The following is a 15857-nucleotide window of genomic DNA, read 5'->3' as shown; positions in this document are numbered from 1 at the left end:
GGGACTGCACAACCCGGCGTGCTTTTCTTCGTTGTCGTCGCCTACCCGCCCACGGGTGCCTGGCGAGAGAGGGTTGAACCGTGCTCGTAATCGTCGCCCCTGGACAGGGTGCTCAGACCCCCGGATTCCTCAGCCCCTGGCTCGAGCTGGACGGCGCCGCCGACCGCCTCGGACAGTGGTCCGAGGTCGCCGGTCTCGACCTCGTCCGCTACGGCACCGAGGCCTCCGAGGAAGAGATCAAGGACACCGCGGTGGCCCAGCCGCTGCTGGTGGCCGCCGGCCTGGTGACGGCCGGCGTGCTGTTCGCGGACGGTGACTTCCGCTCGCTGGTCGGCGGCGTGGCCGGCCACAGCGTCGGCGAGATCACCGCGGCCGCGCTGGCCGGCGTGCTGAGCGCCGAGGACGCGTTGGCGTTCGTCCGCGAGCGGAGCCTGGGCATGGCCGAGGCGGCCGCGGCGCGGCCGACCGGGATGACCGCCGTCCTCGGCGGCGAGCCGGACGCCGTCGCCGCGAAGCTCGCCGAGCACGGCGTGACCGCGGCCAACAACAACGGCGGCGGCCAGATCGTGGCGGCCGGCACGCTGGAGCAGCTGGAGGCGCTGAAGGCGGACCCGCCGGCCGGCGCCCGGCTGATCCCGCTGAAGGTGGCGGGCGCGTTCCACACCGAGCACATGGCTCCGGGCGTGGAGCGCCTGGAGAAGTTCGCCCCCGGGCTGGCGGTCTCCGACCCGGCCGTGGCGTACGTCTCCAACAAGGACGGCGGCGTGGTGGGCTCCGGTGCCGAGGTGCTGGCCCGCCTGGTGTCGCAGGTCTCCAACCCGGTCCGCTGGGACCTGTGCATGGACGCGATCCAGCAGCTCGGTGCGACGGCCGTGATCGAGCTGTCGCCCGCGGGCACCCTCACCAACCTGGTCAAGCGCAACCTCAAGGGCGTGGCGACGCTGGCCCTCAAGACCCCTGCCGATCTCGACAAGGCCCGCGGGCTGGTCGCCGAGCACGGTGCTCAGGAGAACAACGGATGACAGCGCCCCAGATCAAGCCGGCCACCGGTGCCGCGCACTCGCGCATCCACGGCGTCGGCGGCTACCGCCCCGTCCGGGTGATTCCCAACGCCGAGGTGCTCAACTGGATCGAGTCCTCGGACGAGTGGATCCGCACCCGCAGCGGGATCGCCGAGCGCCGCTGGGCCGGCCCGGAGGAGTCCGTCGCCGAGATGTCGGTGCAGGCCGCCGGCAAGGCGATCGCCCAGGCCGGGATCGTCCCGGAGCAGATCGGCGGCGTGATCGTGGCGACCGTCTCGCACCTGAAGCAGACCCCGGCGATCGCCACCGAGATCGCGGACCGGCTGGGCTGCGGCACCGCCCCGGCCTTCGACATCTCGGCCGCCTGCGCGGGCTTCGGCTACGGCCTGGGCCTGGCCGACGGCATGGTGCGCGGCGGCAGCGCCGAGTACGTGCTGGTCATCGGCGTGGAGCGGCTCAGCGACCTGACCGACACCTCCGACCGTTCGACCGCCTTCATCTTCGGTGACGGCGCGGGCGCGGCGATCGTCGGTCCGTCCGAGACCCCCGGCATCGGCAAGGTGATATGGGGATCGGACGGCTCGCAGCGCGACGTCATCTCGCAGACCCAGGCCTGGGACACCGCGTTCGCCAAGGAGGACGCCGTCAACGGCGCCGGCGACGAGGCCAAGTGGCCGGCCCTGCGGATGGAGGGTCAGACCGTCTTCCGCTGGGCGGTCTGGGAGATGGCGAAGGTGGCCCAGCAGGCGCTGGACGCCGCCGGGATCACCGCCGACCAGCTCGGCGCCTTCATCCCGCACCAGGCGAACATGCGCATCACCGACGCCATGATCAAGGCGCTGAAGCTGCCCGAGTCGGTGCCGGTCGCGCGCGACATCGCCGAGACCGGCAACACCTCCGCGGCCTCCATCCCGCTGGCGATGGAGCGCATGCTGGAGAGCGGTGAGGCCAAGAGCGGCGACCTCGCCCTCATCATCGGCTTCGGGGCGGGTCTCGTGTACGCCGCCGCAGTCGTTACTCTCCCCTAGGCACCCTCCCCGGGCGCCCGCGCCCCCGAAATCCCGCGACGGTCCGCCGGACCGCTCGCTGTCTACACCCGAAGAGGAGCAGCCGCTATGGCTACCAAGGACGAGGTTCTGGAAGGTCTCGCCGAGATCGTCAACGAGATCGCCGGCATCCCGACCGAGGACGTCGAGCTCGACAAGTCCTTCACCGACGACCTGGACGTCGACTCGCTGTCCATGGTCGAGGTCGTCGTGGCCGCCGAGGAGCGCTTCGACGTGAAGATCCCGGACGACGAGGTCAAGAACCTCAAGACCGTCGGCGACGCGGTGGACTACATCCTCGCCAACAGCTGAACCCGCGGCCGGCCCGTCCGGCTGCCTGCGGTCGGCCGGGGCGTACCCAGCCCCGGCCGGCCGTTCCCCCACGGCCCCTCCGCCACCCCTTGCACACGTGAGAGAAGAAGAACCAGTGACCGCTGAAAACCGCACCGTGGTAGTCACGGGTATCGGCGCCTTCACGCCGCTGGGCGGCGACGCCGCCTCGTTCTGGGAGGGCCTGCTGGAGGGCCGTTCCGGCGTGGGCGCGCTGACCGAGGAGTGGGCCGCGGACCTGCCCGTCCGGATCGCCGCGCGCACCGCGGTGGACCCGGGCGAGGTGCTGCCCCGTCCGCTGGCCCGCAAGCTGGACCGCTCGGCGCAGTTCGCGCTGATCGCCGCTCGCGAGGCCTGGGCCGACGCGGGCTTCGAGACCCCGGCCACCGACGAGTCCTCCAAGCTCGCGCCCGAGCGCCTGGGCGCCGTGATCGCCTCCGGCATCGGCGGCGTGACCACCCTGCTCGACCAGTACGACGTGCTGAAGGACAAGGGCGTCCGCAAGGTCTCCCCGCACACCGTCCCGATGCTGATGCCGAACTCCCCCGCGGCCAACGTGGGCCTGGAGGTCGGTGCGCGCGCCGGCGTGCACACCCCCGTCTCCGCCTGTGCCTCCGGCGCCGAGGCGATCGGCTACGCGATCGAGATGATCCGCACCGGCCGCGCCGACGTCGTGGTGGCCGGCGGCACCGAGGCGGCGATCCACCCGCTGCCGATCGCCGCGTTCGCCAACATGATGGCGATGTCCAAGAACAACGACGAGCCGCAGCGCGCCTCGCGTCCGTACGACAAGGCCCGGGACGGCTTCGTCCTCGGCGAGGGCGCGGGCGTCGTGGTGCTGGAGTCGGCCGAGCACGCGGCCGCCCGCGGTGCCCGCGTCTACTGCGAGGCCGTCGGCCAGGGCCTGTCCTCGGACGCCCACCACATCGCCCAGCCGGAGCCGACCGGTGCCGGTGTCGCCCGTGCGATCGCCGACCTGTTCGAGCACAGCGACCTGGACAAGGCCGAGGTCGTGCACGTCAACGCCCACGCCACCTCGACCCCGCAGGGCGACACCGCCGAGGTGAAGGCCCTCTCCAAGGAGCTCGGCGAGCACCTCGGGCACGTGGCCATCTCGGCCACCAAGTCGATGACCGGCCACCTGCTGGGCGGCGCCGGCGGCATCGAGACCGTCGCGACCGTGCTGGCGCTGCACCACCGCACGGCCCCGCCGACCATCAACGTGGACGACCTGGACGACGAGATCGAGGCGGACATCGTCCGCGGCGGTCCGCGCGACCTGCCCGCCGAGGGCCGGATCGCGGCGCTGAACAACTCCTTCGGCTTCGGCGGCCACAACGTGGTCCTCGCCTTCCGCACCGTCTGAGAATCGCTCACTCGGCACCGGTAGCGGTACCAAGGAGGGGCGCGGGGAACCGCGCGACCGGCGGGGCACGGCATCCGCCCCGACGGTCGCGCAGTCCCCGCGCCCCTTTCGCGTGCGCGGGCCCGGCCGGTCAGACCACCTGGTGCAGCCAGCGGACGGGCGCGCCCTCGCCGGCGTAGCGGAAGGGTTCGAGTTCGTCGTCCCAGGGCTTGCCGAGCAGCCGGGCGAGTTCGGCCTCCAGGTCGCCGCCCTCGGTGCGGGCGCGCAGCAGCACCGCGCGGAGCCGGTCCTCGGGGATCAGGATGTCGCCGTGGATGCCGGTGACGGCGTGGAAGATGCCGAGGCTCGGGGTCGAGCTGTAGCGCTCGCCCTCCGCGCTCGCGCAGGGGTCGCTGGTGACCTCGTACCGGATGAGCTGCCAGCCGCGCAGGGCCGAGGCCAGGCGCGAGGCGGTGCCGGGCTCGCCCTGCCAGGAGAGCTCGGCACGCCAGTGCCCGGGCGCGGCGGGCTGGCGGATCCAGTCGAGGCTGACCCGCACGCCGAGCACACCCGCGACCGCCCACTCGACGTGCGGGCACAGCGCGCGGGGCGCGGAGTGGATGTACAGGACACCACGTGTCGTCACCGGGACCTCCAGGCTGTGGACGAGGGTCGCCTTCCCCAGCTGCCTCGTGCCACCTGCCGGCAGGTACTGCCTACCACCGTGACGCTCAACTTACTCGACATTAGGTAATCAAATTGAGCAAAACGGACAAGCTTTCACCCAATGCTAGTCGAATCCCCCATCAGGTCCACCCCCTTGCAAGTGCTCTCCCCCGAACGGACCTATTCCGTCCGCAGGCGCACCGTCACCCGCCGCGGCGACCGGCGCTGACGCCCCGTCGACGCCGCGACCAGGCCGTTCGCCGATCCGCCCGTACGCGGACCACCCCCGCGGGCAGCGGCCCGCGGGGGTGGTGGTGACACGGCGTCAGCAGGTCAGAGCTCGACGACCATCTTGCCGGTGTTGTCGCCGCGGAGCAGGCCGAGGAAGGCCTCGGCGGTGTTCTCGACGCCCTTGACCACGGTCTCGTCGTAGCGCAGGCTGCCGTCCTTCAGCCAGCCGGCCACCTCGGCGACGAACTGCGGCTGCAGGGCGGCGTGGTCGCGCACCAGCATGCCGCGCAGGTTCAGCCGCTTGCCGATGGCGAGGGCGAGGTTGCGCGGGCCGGCCGGCGCGGAGGTCTCGTTGTACTGGGCGATGGCGCCGCACAGGGTGACCCGGCCGTGCGGGTTGAGGGCGCCGATCGCGGCCTCCAGGTGGTCGCCGCCGACGTTGTCGAAGTAGACGTCGATGCCCTCGGGGGCGGCCGCGGCGAGCTGCTCGGCGACCGGGGCGTCCTTGTAGTTGAAGGCGGCGTCGAAGCCGTACGAGCCGGTCAGGGTGGCGACCTTCTCGGCGGAGCCGGCGGAGCCGACGACGCGGGCGGCGCCCTTGAGGCGGGCGATCTGGCCGACCAGCGAGCCGACCGCGCCGGCCGCGCCGGAGACGAAGACGGTGTCGCCCTCCTTGAAGGAGGCGACCTCCAGCAGGCCCGCGTAGGCGGTGAGACCGGGCATGCCGAGCACGCCGAGGTAGTAGGAGAGCGGGGCGAGGGCCGGGTCGACCTTGACGCCCTGCGCGGCGGGCAGGGTCGCGTACTCGCGCCAGCCGAGGCCGTGCAGCACGGCGTCGCCGACCTCGAAGCCCTCCGCGGCGGAGGCGACGACGTAGCCGACCGCGCCGCCGTCCATGGGCGCGCCGATCGCGAACGGCGGGACGTACGACTTGACGTCGTTCATCCGGCCGCGCATGTACGGGTCGACCGAGAGGTAGGCGTTGCGGACCAGGACCTCGCCCGGGCCGGGCTGCCGGACGGGCGCCTCGACCAGTGCGAAGTCGCTCGGAACGGGCCGGCCGACGGGGCGCGCCGCCAGGTGCCACTCGCGGCCGGTGGTGGGGATCGCCTGCTCTGCCATTGCTGCCTCCGTGGTGCATCCACCTGAAAGGTTGAGTTACTGAAGCAATCGTGGACACGAATAGTTCATGTTGTCAAATGTTCAGGTACAGTGGACGGCATGGAGACGCAGCAGCCGCCCACGGACCCGGTCACGCTGGAGGTCACCGACCTCATGGCGAACCTGGTCGGAATCTTCCACCGCGAGTACGAGGAGGCCGCCGCCGCCCGCTCGCTCACCGGCGCCCAGGCCAAGGTGCTCGCCCTGCTGCGGCGCGGACCGATGCCGATGCGCCACATCGCGCAGACCCTGAGCTGCGAGCCGTCCAACATCACCGGCATCGTCGACCGGCTGGAGTCCCGCGGCTTCGTCACCCGCGAGGCCGACCCGCAGGACCGCCGGGTCAAGCTGGTCGCCGCCACCGGCACCGGCACCGCCGCCTCCGTGGAGCTGCGCGAGTCGCTGCACTTCGCCCGCGAGCCGCTCGCCGCCCTCGACCCCGAGGAGCGGATCCAGCTGCGCGACCTGCTCCGCCGGATGCTGGCCGGCGCCGTGCCGCCCGCCTGACCGGCGGAGCGCGACACAGGGGGCGATCGGATCGGATCCGGGCCGGAAGAGCCCGTATCCGATCGGGTCCGCATGTAACCGAACGGCCCGCCGGGCCGTCTTTCTGGTGGGGGCACACAGGAGTGCCGGCCAATTCCCTTCCGGGCCGGGCACGGCCGTACAGAGAGCAACTGTGTGATGACCGACAAGAGCGGGTCCGCCGCGTCCTCCCGCGGGACGGGCCGCCGCCTGGCGCGGATCGCCGGCGCCACCGCCGCCGTCCTGGTGCTGGCGACCGCCGGCGCCGGCGCCTGGTTCTACCACCGCCTCGACCAGAACATCAGCACCTTCTCCGCGGACGGCATCGCCACCAGCCGCCCGCCGGCGGGCCCCACCACCAAGGGCGGCGGCCGTCCGGTCAACATCCTGCTGCTCGGCTCCGACACCCGCTCCGACGGCAACGGCGACCTCGGCGGCGGCGAGGAGGGCGTCGGCCACTCGGACACCGCGATCCTGCTGCACGTCTACGCCGACCACCGGCACGCGGTGGGCGTCTCCATCCCCCGCGACACCCTGGTCACCGTCCCCTCGTGCAAGCTGCCGAACGGCACCTGGACGAGCGAGCGCACCAACCAGATGTTCAACTCGGCCTTCACCGTCGGCCTCTACCCGCAGGGCAACCCGGCCTGCACCCAGAACACCGTGGAGGCGCTCACCGGCCTGCGGGTGGACCACACGATCGTCGTCGACTTCAAGGGCTTCGCGGCCATGACCGACGCGGTGCACGGCGTCGACGTGTGCGTGCCCAACGACGTCGACTCCTACGGCATACGCCTCACCAAGGGCCGCCGGACGCTCAGCGGCCAGCAGGCGCTCGACTACGTCCGGGCCCGGCACGGCTTCGGCGACGGCTCCGACATCGGCCGGATGAAGCGCCAGCAGGCCTTCCTCTCCTCGCTCATCAAGAAGGTCCAGGGGCAGGGCTTCGACCTCACCACCCTGCTGCCGCTCGCCGACGCCGCGACCCGCTCGCTCACCGTCGACGAGGAGCTCGGCAGCGCCATGAAGCTCGCCACCTTCGCCCAGTCGCTGCAGGACATCAAGCTGGCGGACATCTCCTTCGTCACCGTGCCCTGGGAGTACGCGGGCGCCCGGGTCGCGCTCGTCCACCCGGACGTCGACACCCTCTGGGAGCTGCTCCGCCAGGACCGCACCCTGGACGGCCAGGCCACCGCCCCGGCCGGCACCGCGACGCCCTCCGCCCCGGCCGCGCCGACGCCGTCGGGCACCGCCTCGCCGTCCGCCGGGGCCTCGCCCTCCGCCACCCCCGGCCAGACCCGCGCCGCCGAACCGGACGCCACCGCCGTGCCGGTCACCGTGCACAACGCCTCCGGCGCCACCGGCACCGCGGGCCGCGCCGCGACGGCGCTCAAGGCGCACGGCTACCGCGAGGTCGTACTCGGCGCCAACACCAAGGGCCGGAACACCACCACGGTCGGCTACTCCCCCGGCCACAAGGCCGCGGCCGAGCAGCTCGCCGCGCTCTACCCGGGCGCCACCGTCCGGCCCGACGCCGACGCCGACGGACTCGTCCTGACCCTCGGCCAGGACCACGCCTCCGGCGACACCTCCGGCCCGGTCGCGCTGCCGAGCGGCATCCCCACCGGCATCTCCTCGAACACCCGGCCCGCCGACAGCGACCTCTGCGCCGACCTCAGCTACGGCTGAGGCCGGTCCCGGCGGCCCCCGGACCCGCCGGCAGCCCGGTGACCACCAGCGTCACCCGGCTGCCGGGCGGCAGCGCCGCCGTCCCGGCCAGCCCGTACACCGCCTGCAGCGCCTTGGCCACGTACCGGCGCTCCACACCGATCCCGTGCCGCTCGCCGAAGCCGGCCGCGAACTCCTCCAGCGCGGCGGGCACCTTCCCGTAGCCGCCGCCGTGGTGGCCGTGGTCGATCCGCCAGTTCGCGAAGGTGCGTCCGTACGCCGCCCGGTGCAGTGCGGCCACCTCCTCCTCCAGGTAGCCCTCGCCGCGCAGCACCGCGACGCCGAGCGCCCGTGCCCCCGGCGGCAGTCCGGCCGCGATGCCGGCCAGGGTGCCGCCGGTGCCGACCGCGCAGCAGACGGTGTCCCGCCCGTCCAGGTCGCCCAGTTCGGCCGGCAGCGCGGCGGTGCCGCGCACGGCGAGCGCGTTGGAACCTCCCTCGGGGAGCACCAGGCACCGCCCCCAGCGCTGCGCGAGCGGCCGGCCGAGGTCGCGGACGAGCTCGCGGTAGGCGCCGCGGGCGACGAACTCCAGCTGCATGCCGTCGGCCTCGGCCGCCGCCAGCGAGGGGTTGCGCGGCCGGTCGGCGAGCTCCTCGCCGCGGACGACGCCCACCGAGGAGAGCCCGAGCACCCGGGCCGCGGCGGCGGTGGCCCGCAGGTGGGTGGAGTAGGCGCCGCCGAAGGTGACCAGCCGGGTGTGCCCCTCGGCGAGTGCGTGTTCCAGGTTGGGGGTGAGCTTGCGCCACTTGTTGCCCGGCACCGTCGGGTGCAGCAGGTCGTCGCGCTTCAGCCGGAGTTCGACGCCGGCCCGGGACAGCACCGGGTCCTGGATCGGGGTGAGCGGGGTCGGCAGGTCGGCGGGCAGCGGCATCCCGCCATGGTAGGGGCCTGCGTCAGGCCGGCCGGGTGGAGCTGAGGTGGGCGAAGACCACCACGTTGTCGGCGTAGTCGTGGGTGGCCCGGTTGTACTCGCCTGCGCAGGTGATCAGCCGCAGCTGGGCGTCAGGGGTGTCTCCGTAGACCAGCTGGTCGGGGAAGGCGTTCTTGGCGAAGGTCTGCACCGAGTCGACGGTGAAGACGGCGACCGAGCCGTCGGCGCGGGTGACCTCGACGGGGTTGCCGGGGCGCAGCACGTACAGCATGAGGAAGACGGCGGGGCCCTTGGTGGTGTCGACGTGCCCGGCGACGACCGCGGGGCCGCGTTCGCCGGGGGTCGGGCCGTCCTTGTACCAGCCGACGAGGTTGCGGTCGTCGGCCGGCGGGGCGGCGAGGCCGCCGGTCGGGGTGAGGCCGAGCTCGGTGAAGGGGGCCTCGACGAAGAGCTGCGGGATGCGCAGCTTCACCGGCTTGGAGCGGGACATCGCGGGGACGGCCGGGGTGGTCCGGGAGGGCGGTGCGGTGGGCACCGGGCTCGCACTCGCGACGGCCGCCGGGCCGCCGTCGGTGGAGGTGGGGGCGGCCGGGGTGGTCTCCACGGACTGGTACATCACGAAGACCCCGACGGCGGCGAGGCCCATCGCCCAGCGCAGCGGGCTGCGGCCGGGGTCCTTGCCCGCGGGCCGTTCACCGGTGCCGGATGTCTGCTGGCCCATGGCGGCCGCCTCTCACGGGGTGCTGCGGGTCCTGCGGATCCTCTGGGGAAGACGCGTCCGGCCGTGCCCGGCTTCCGGGGCGGGTACGGCCGGACGCGGCCGGTGGGCGGCGCGGTCCCCGGGGACGGGACGGCGCCGCGGGGGTGGTGCCGGCGGGTCGGGATCAGGCCTCGGAGCCGCGGCGGCGGCGCAGCGCGACCGTGCCGACGCCGAGACCGCCGGCGAGCAGCGCCGCGCCGGTGGCCAGGCCGCTGCCGGAGACGGCGATCCCGCCGCCGCCGGTGTGGACGCCGCCGTGCGGGGCCTTGTCCGCCCAGGAGCCCTCGGCCTTGGTCTCCTTGCCGGAGTCCTTGCCCTCGGACTTGCTCTCCGACTTGCTCTCCGACTTGCTCTCGTAGGTCATGTCGGACGTGCTTCCGGACTTGGTGTCCGACTTCGTCCCGGCCTTGTGGTCCTCGGGGGCGGACTTCTGCTCGGCGGTCGAGCCGGGCGCCTTCTCCGGGGCCTTGTCGGCGGGGGCCTGCTCCGTCCACACCCTCTGGTCGTCGCTCCCGGGACCAGTGGGCGGATCGGCGTAGGCGGCCGGGATGGCGATGGCCAGGGCGGCGGCGCCGGCCGCTCCGGCGAAGAGGATGCGCTTGGGCAGCATGGGGGTTTCCTTCCGACGCCTCCGTGCGACAGCCGGCCTCGGTGCCGGCGCAAGGGATCGCGGATGCGCCGTGACCACCGTGGTTCACACCCCGTCAGGCCGCCACCGCAGGTCATCGCCCGTGCGGGGGACGTGGCGGCGGACGGTCCGGGCGTCCCGCCAGCGTGCGTCGGAGTGTCGCGGCCCCGGCCGCGACGGTCCGCCCGGGGCGGGCGCTGGGCCGTTGGAGTGTAGCTGCGGGAATCGGCGCGCCATCGCTGCAGCCTCGGGCATGCATCCGTCATGCTGTCACATCATCAGATCATGTCCCGTCGGCTGTTGCTGAGCGTCGCCGGGATGGGCCTGCTCTCCGCAGCCGGGTGCCAGCTGGCCTCGCACGACGGCGGCGACGGAGCAGCACCGGGCGGCCTCCTGCCCTCCGACCCGGCCTCTCCCCCGGCGTCGTCCGCACCGCCCGCGGCCTCGTCCGCCCCCGCCGCGGCGAGCCCCGCCTCCGGGCCGGTGCCGCCGCAGCCCCGCAAGGTGAGCAACCCGCTCTTCTCGCTCGCCTCCGACGACCGGCTGGTCGCCCTCACCCTCGACGACGGCCCGGACCCGGTGCACACCCCCATAGTCCTGTCCGTCCTGGAGCAGTACCGGCTGCGCGCCACCTTCTTCCTGATCGGCGAGAACGCCGAACGGCAACCCGCCCTCGTCCGCGAGATCGCCGCCCACGGCCACCACATCGCCAACCACACCTGGAGCCACCCGGACCTGCGCGGCATCACCGACGCCAAGGTCCGCGACGAACTGCTCCGCACCTCCGACCTGCTCGGGACCACCACCGGCCGGACCCCCACCTGGTTCCGCGCCCCCGGCGGCGACTGGTCGGACGCCTCCCTGCGGATCTGCGCCGAACTCGGCATGCGCCCCATGGGCTGGTCCGTCGACCCCCAGGACTGGGCCCGCCCCGGCACCTCGCTGATCACCCAGCGCGTGCTGCAGACCATCGGCCCCGGCTCGATCGTCCTCAACCACGACGGCGGCGGCGACCGCTCCCAGACGATCGCCGCCCTGCGCACCTACCTCCCCGTCCTCCTCGACGAGGGCTACCGCTTCACCGCGCCCCAGTAGGCACCCGCGGTCGGTGCCGATCGGTCGCCCACCAGGTACTCCACCGCGGACACCAGGAAGTCGCCGTAGCCGTAGACCGCACCCTGCCTGTCCATCGCCTCGTACACACGGGCGGGGACGGGGTGGTCGGAGCCGAGGAGGCTGCGGACGGCAAGGCGCAGCGCCAGCTCCGGGCAGACGTTCCCGGCGATGTCGTTCCACGCGGCGAGGAACGCGCCCGGTGGAACCCCGGGCCGCACGAAGCCGCCACCCGCTGCCGCTTCCCCGATCCAGCTCGTCACCAGGACCGGGAGCGGATCGTGCCGGCAGTCCGGCGGGGCCCCGGGCTCGGCTCCGGTGCGCTCGACGAGCCGGCTCCGGGCGATGTCGGAGATCCGGAGCAGCCAGTCCCTGCCGTCCTCGCCGAAGAGCCCGGCCGGACCGCCGGAGGGGACACAGGTGTTCCATAGGACTTCCGTCGACGCCGCCGACAGGCCCGATCCGAGAATTCTCCGAGCGTCGTCGAGAAGGCGGGACACCTTTCCGTGCGCGACTCGCCGAGGTCGCCGATCCAGGCGAGGACCAGACCTCCGGGCGTTCTTGCGGAGTTGCGCCAGTCCTGGTGGAACTCGCCTGCCAGTCGGGTGATGCCGAAGTCGAACTCGGCCACTTCGGCCGTCCCGTCAGCCATTTCCCCGGATGCTCCCACTTCGGTACTCGCCGGCACGGCACGGGCGGAGACTCGCGGGTGACGGTCCGCCAGCCGATTCGGATCCCTGTCCGGCAGCGGCCCGGAGCGACCTCCACGGGCGGGTGAATCCCGGCGTGGTGCGCGGCTCGCGGGCCGCGCGGTGCTCTAGAGTGGGAATCACCGGCTTGGGCGTTTTGGCTGGTCAGATGCCCTTCTGGGCTGACAGGCCGTCGGGCCGGAGGTAGGGCGGGTGGGACTCGAACCCACGACCAAGGGATTATGAGTCCCCTGCTCTAACCGGCTGAGCTACCGCCCCCCGATCCGGCCTGCCGCAGCGGCGCGAAGGCCCTTGCAGCAGCAGACGGCCCCTCAGGGCCGTCACCGGCAGCATAGCCGGTCGATCAGTCGGAATGCGCGCCGGGTGCGCATCCGGGTACGCCCGCGCACTCCCGCCGTCGGCGCCCGCCGCCCGTCCCGGCCGCCGGCCGGCCCCGCCGCCATCTCTGGCGCGGCTCCGGAGGGTCCTGATTAGATCTTGCGGGGGCCCGCATCCGCGGCTCGGCGGCGAGGGAAGCGAGACAGGCTGATGGCAGGCAGGCGGCGGACGGGTGCCCTGGCACTGCTGCTGGCGGCCGTCGGCTGGGCGACCGCCTCCTGCGCCTGGCCCGGCGGCGGCCCCGACACCCCCGGCTCCCACCCGGCCCCGCGGAACACCGCGAGCGACCGGATCGGAGCGCTCTTCCTCGGCAGCGCGGACGGCCCGCGGATGTGCACCGCGAGCGTGGTCAGCAGCCCCCGGCACAACCTGCTGGTGACCGCCGCCCACTGCGTGGAGACCCTCGACCGGGGCCGCGAGGAGGGCCTGGTCTTCGCCCCGGGCCTGCGCGACGGCCGGACCCCGTACGGCGTCTGGCCGCTCACCGGGATCACCGTGGACGAGCACTGGACGGACTCCGAGGATCCGGAGTACGACGTGGCCTTCCTCACCGTCGCCGACGTCGACGGGCAGGAGATCGAGGACGTGCTCGGCGGCAACCGGCTCGGCACCGGCCGCGGCTTCGGCCTGCCGGTCTCGGTCACCGGCTACCCGAACGACAGCGAGGAGCCGATCACCTGCGCCACCCGGACGGCCTCGCAGAGCCCCACCCAGGAGAGTTTCCGCTGCACGGGCTACAGCGTGGGCACCAGCGGCAGCCCCTGGCTCACCGCGGACGGCGCGGTGATCGGCGTGATCGGCGGCTACCAGCAGGGCGGCTACGAGGACGAGGTCTCGTACAGCGTGACCTTCGACGACCGGGTGTCCGCGCTCTACCGCCGGGCGACGGCCTGACCCCCGGCCTGCCCGGCCGCCCGACGGCGGCGCAACGGCCCGGGCAACACGAAGGCCCCCCGGCTGTGCCGGAGGGCCTTCGCTCTGCGCTGATCACCCAGTACTCCGGGTGAAGCTCCCCCAATTGGACTCGAACCAATAACCTGCCGATTAACAGTCGGCTGCTCTGCCAATTGAGCTATGGGGGACTGCTGTTACCGCAAACGAACGGGCGGCCACGAGGACCGTCCGGAGCTCCCCCAATTGGACTCGAACCAATAACCTGCCGATTAACAGTCGGCTGCTCTGCCAATTGAGCTATGGGGGATCGAGCTTCCGCCCCGGCTCCCGGTTCTCCCGGGCCCGTGGCGCTCGCTGCGGGACATACATTAGCGCACTGAGGGGGGTGGTCCGCCAATCGCTTTCGCCCGGCCCCCGCGCCCGGCCCCCGCGGCCGGGCCCCGCCGCCCCCGCCCGGCGCGCCCCGCGCGCGGCCGACCGGCCCGCCGGGGATGCTGGTGCCACGGCGGCGCCCCCGCCAGGCGGGCGGCCGCCGCCCGGGCGGTTCGCCGCCGGGCACGACGGGTAGGCGCAACGCGGCAGACGACCGCGTGGAAGGGCGGAGAGCAGAGCATGTGGAAGGTCACGTTCATCGTGGGGGTCGGGGTCGGCTACGTCCTCGGCGCCAAGGCGGGCCGGCAGCGGTACGAGCAGATCGCCCGGACCGCCCGGAAGGTCTCGCAGAACCCGAAGGTCCAGGACGCCGCGGGCAAGGCCAAGCAACAGGCGGGCGCGGTGGCCGGCAAGGCGGCCGGCGCGGTCGCCGACAAGGTCGGCGACAAGCTGCCGAACGCCGTCACCGACCGGGTGTCGGCCTTCCAGCGCAACCACGCGACCGACGACAGTTGGGGCACCGTCCGTCCGTAGCGGAAGGACGCACACCGGACCTCCGCGGGTCCTGTACCGACTGGGCAACACTTGACGCGGCGGGCCACGAACGGGCCGTCCGCTGAGGCATGATCGCATCATGGCCATCGTTGCGGGCATCGACAGCTCCACCACTCGCACCAGGATCGTCGCGTGCGACGCCGAGACCGGCGCCGTCCTCCGGGACGGCAAGGCGCCGCACCCGCTCCCGGAGGGGGCCGATGCCCGCGGCACCGAGGTGGACCCTCAGACCTGGCTGCACTCGCTCGGCGAGGCGGCCACCGGCGGCCTGCTGGAGGGCGTCACCGCGATCGGCGTCTCGGCCCAGCAGCACGGCCTGATCGGACTCGACGCCGGCGGCGTGCTCGTCCGGCCCGCACTGCTGTGGAACGACCCCCGCTCGGCCGGTGCCGCCGCCTCGCTCATCGACGCGCTCGGCGGCCCGGCCCCGTGGGTGGAGGCGATCGGCTCGGTGCCCTCCCCCACGTACACGATCGCCAAGCTGCGCTGGCTGGCCGAGTTCGAGCCGGTCTCGGCCAAGCGGATCGCCGAGGTGCTGCTGCCGCACGACTGGCTGGTCTGGCAGCTGCTCGGCCACCCCCGGCGGCGCACCACCGACCGGGGCGACGCCTCCGGCACCGGCTACTGGTCGCCCGTCACCGGTGAGTACCGGCAGGACCTGATCAAGCTCGCGCTCGGCCACGAACTGCACGTCCCGGACGTGCTCGGCCCGGCCGAGGCCGCCGGGCACACCCCCGAGGGCCTGCTGATCTCGGCCGGCACCGGCGACAACATGGCCGCCGCCCTCGGCCTCGGGCTGCGCCCCGGCGACGCGGTGGTCTCGCTCGGCGGCAACGGCACCATCTTCGCCGTGCACGAGCAGGCCGTGGTCGACGTCACCGGCGCCGTCTCCTCGTTCGCCGACGCCACCGGGCGCCACCTCCCGATGGCCGGCACCCTGAACGCCGCGCAGGTGCTGCGCTCGACCGCCGCGATGCTCGGCTGCGACCTGGAGGCGCTCAGCGACCTCGCCCTGCAGTCCTCCCCAGGCTCGTACGGCCTGGTGATGCTGCCGTACCTGGACGGCGAGCGGACCCCGAAACTGCCGCACGCGGCCGGTACCCTGACGGGCCTTCGGGCCGAGTCGATGGGCCCTCAGCACCTGGCCAGGGCCGCCGTCGAGGGCATGCTGTGCAACGTCGCCGAGGCGCTGGACGTGCTGCGCACGCACGGCGTCCCGGTCGGCCGGGTGTTCCTGCTGGGCGCGGTCGGACGGCTGCCGGCCGTCCGGGAGGTGGCCCGACAGCTGTTCGGGGTGCCGGTGCTGATCCCGCCGCCCGGCGCGCACGCGGCGCGGGGCGCCGCCCGGCAGGCCGCGTGGGCGCTGGCCGGCACCCCGGAGCCCCCGGAGTGGGAGCTGCCGGAGGTGGTCGTGCTGACCCCGGACCCGGACCAGGACCTGCCGATCGGCAACGCGGTGCGCCAGCAGTTCAAGGCCGTCCGCGAGCAGATCCACCCGGAGACGGCGGCCGGCTGAGCGCGG

16 protein-coding genes and 3 tRNA genes are annotated in these 15857 nt (G+C 73.6%); 10 read left to right on the top strand and 9 right to left on the bottom strand.

Annotation, left to right across the window (positions count from 1 at the left end):
- Nucleotides 1–80: 80 nt before the first annotated feature.
- The 4 genes from ABD353_RS07455 to fabF all read left to right on the top strand — a co-directional run bounded on the left by ABD353_RS07455 (nucleotide 81) and on the right by fabF (nucleotide 3764).
- Nucleotides 81–1022 carry an ACP S-malonyltransferase gene (locus ABD353_RS07455; RefSeq protein ID WP_344622678.1) on the top strand — a complete coding sequence of 314 codons (942 nt, stop codon included), beginning with the start codon at nucleotides 81–83 and terminating at the stop codon, nucleotides 1020–1022.
- Complete coding sequence (locus ABD353_RS07450) at nucleotides 1019–2050, top strand: beta-ketoacyl-ACP synthase III (protein ID WP_344622677.1); 1032 nt, start codon at nucleotides 1019–1021, stop codon at nucleotides 2048–2050. Before ABD353_RS07455 ends, ABD353_RS07450 begins: the two co-directional genes overlap by 4 nt.
- An 87-nt stretch (nucleotides 2051–2137) precedes the next feature.
- Nucleotides 2138–2380 carry an acyl carrier protein gene (locus ABD353_RS07445; protein ID WP_030267568.1) on the top strand — a complete coding sequence of 81 codons (243 nt, stop codon included), beginning with the start codon at nucleotides 2138–2140 and terminating at the stop codon, nucleotides 2378–2380.
- 115 nt (nucleotides 2381–2495) lie between these two features.
- Nucleotides 2496–3764 (top strand): beta-ketoacyl-ACP synthase II, encoded by a 1269-nt coding sequence (fabF, locus tag ABD353_RS07440; RefSeq protein WP_344622676.1) that lies wholly within the window; start codon nucleotides 2496–2498, stop codon nucleotides 3762–3764.
- Nucleotides 3765–3894: 130 nt separating this feature from the next.
- On the opposite strand, the gene ABD353_RS07435 is transcribed toward fabF, so the two are convergent.
- Both ABD353_RS07435 and ABD353_RS07430 read right to left on the bottom strand, forming a co-directional pair.
- On the bottom strand, nucleotides 3895–4389 hold the full coding sequence (locus ABD353_RS07435; protein ID WP_263105508.1) for a DUF3145 domain-containing protein: 495 nt from the start codon (nucleotides 4387–4389) through the stop codon (nucleotides 3895–3897).
- A 353-nt stretch (nucleotides 4390–4742) separates the two neighbouring features.
- Nucleotides 4743–5762: an NADP-dependent oxidoreductase gene (locus ABD353_RS07430; protein ID WP_344622675.1), complete on the bottom strand. Its 1020-nt coding sequence runs from the start codon at nucleotides 5760–5762 to the stop codon at nucleotides 4743–4745.
- A 99-nt stretch (nucleotides 5763–5861) separates the two neighbouring features.
- On the opposite strand from ABD353_RS07430, the gene ABD353_RS07425 reads away from it, so the two are divergent.
- Entirely contained in the window at nucleotides 5862–6308 is a 447-nt protein-coding gene (locus ABD353_RS07425; protein WP_344622674.1) for a MarR family winged helix-turn-helix transcriptional regulator, read from the top strand.
- Between the two features lie 177 nt (nucleotides 6309–6485).
- Nucleotides 6486–8015, top strand: a complete 1530-nt coding sequence (locus ABD353_RS07420; protein ID WP_344622673.1) for an LCP family protein — start codon at nucleotides 6486–6488, stop codon at nucleotides 8013–8015.
- Here ABD353_RS07420 and ABD353_RS07415 read toward each other — a convergent pair.
- The 3 genes from ABD353_RS07415 to ABD353_RS07405 all read right to left on the bottom strand — a co-directional run bounded on the left by ABD353_RS07415 (nucleotide 8002) and on the right by ABD353_RS07405 (nucleotide 10295).
- Nucleotides 8002–8925: a 1-aminocyclopropane-1-carboxylate deaminase/D-cysteine desulfhydrase gene (locus ABD353_RS07415; RefSeq protein WP_344622672.1), complete on the bottom strand. Its 924-nt coding sequence runs from the start codon at nucleotides 8923–8925 to the stop codon at nucleotides 8002–8004. The two genes, ABD353_RS07420 and ABD353_RS07415, sit on opposite strands and share 14 nt — an antisense overlap.
- Before the next feature lie 22 nt (nucleotides 8926–8947).
- The gene (locus ABD353_RS07410) at nucleotides 8948–9646 is read right to left on the bottom strand and encodes a class F sortase (RefSeq protein WP_344622671.1); all 699 of its coding nucleotides are present in this window, start codon (nucleotides 9644–9646) and stop codon (nucleotides 8948–8950) included.
- Between the two features lie 163 nt (nucleotides 9647–9809).
- Nucleotides 9810–10295, bottom strand: coding sequence for a hypothetical protein (locus tag ABD353_RS07405; protein WP_344622670.1), 486 nt, complete (start codon nucleotides 10293–10295; stop codon nucleotides 9810–9812).
- Nucleotides 10296–10598: 303 nt separating this feature from the next.
- On the opposite strand from ABD353_RS07405, the gene ABD353_RS07400 reads away from it, so the two are divergent.
- A complete protein-coding gene (locus ABD353_RS07400; RefSeq protein WP_344622669.1) occupies nucleotides 10599–11408 on the top strand; it encodes a polysaccharide deacetylase family protein in 810 nt (269 codons plus the stop codon).
- Here ABD353_RS07400 and ABD353_RS07395 read toward each other — a convergent pair.
- A complete protein-coding gene (locus ABD353_RS07395) occupies nucleotides 11384–11926 on the bottom strand; it encodes a hypothetical protein (protein ID WP_344622668.1) in 543 nt (180 codons plus the stop codon). The genes ABD353_RS07400 and ABD353_RS07395 overlap by 25 nt on opposite strands.
- Nucleotides 11927–12320: 394 nt before the next feature.
- Nucleotides 12321–12394: transfer RNA gene (locus ABD353_RS07390), tRNA-Ile, on the bottom strand.
- A 270-nt stretch (nucleotides 12395–12664) separates the two neighbouring features.
- Between ABD353_RS07390 and ABD353_RS07385 the strand changes: the two genes are divergently transcribed.
- Nucleotides 12665–13408: a trypsin-like serine peptidase gene (locus ABD353_RS07385; RefSeq protein ID WP_344622667.1), complete on the top strand. Its 744-nt coding sequence runs from the start codon at nucleotides 12665–12667 to the stop codon at nucleotides 13406–13408.
- Between the two features lie 115 nt (nucleotides 13409–13523).
- Here ABD353_RS07385 and ABD353_RS07380 read toward each other — a convergent pair.
- Nucleotides 13524–13596 (bottom strand) — tRNA-Asn (locus ABD353_RS07380).
- A 46-nt stretch (nucleotides 13597–13642) separates the two neighbouring features.
- Nucleotides 13643–13715: transfer RNA gene (locus tag ABD353_RS07375), tRNA-Asn, on the bottom strand.
- Nucleotides 13716–14020: 305 nt separating this feature from the next.
- Here ABD353_RS07375 and ABD353_RS07370 point away from each other — a divergent pair.
- Entirely contained in the window at nucleotides 14021–14314 is a 294-nt protein-coding gene (locus ABD353_RS07370; protein ID WP_344622666.1) for a hypothetical protein, read from the top strand.
- Between the two features lie 100 nt (nucleotides 14315–14414).
- Complete coding sequence (locus tag ABD353_RS07365) at nucleotides 14415–15851, top strand: FGGY family carbohydrate kinase (protein ID WP_344622665.1); 1437 nt, start codon at nucleotides 14415–14417, stop codon at nucleotides 15849–15851.
- Nucleotides 15852–15857 lie beyond the last annotated feature (6 nt).

It is taken from the genome of Kitasatospora arboriphila (genome assembly GCF_039528095.1).
In the GTDB taxonomy this organism is placed as follows: Bacteria; Actinomycetota; Actinomycetes; order Streptomycetales; family Streptomycetaceae; genus Kitasatospora; species Kitasatospora arboriphila.
This window is presented reverse-complemented; position numbering and strand designations above follow the sequence as displayed.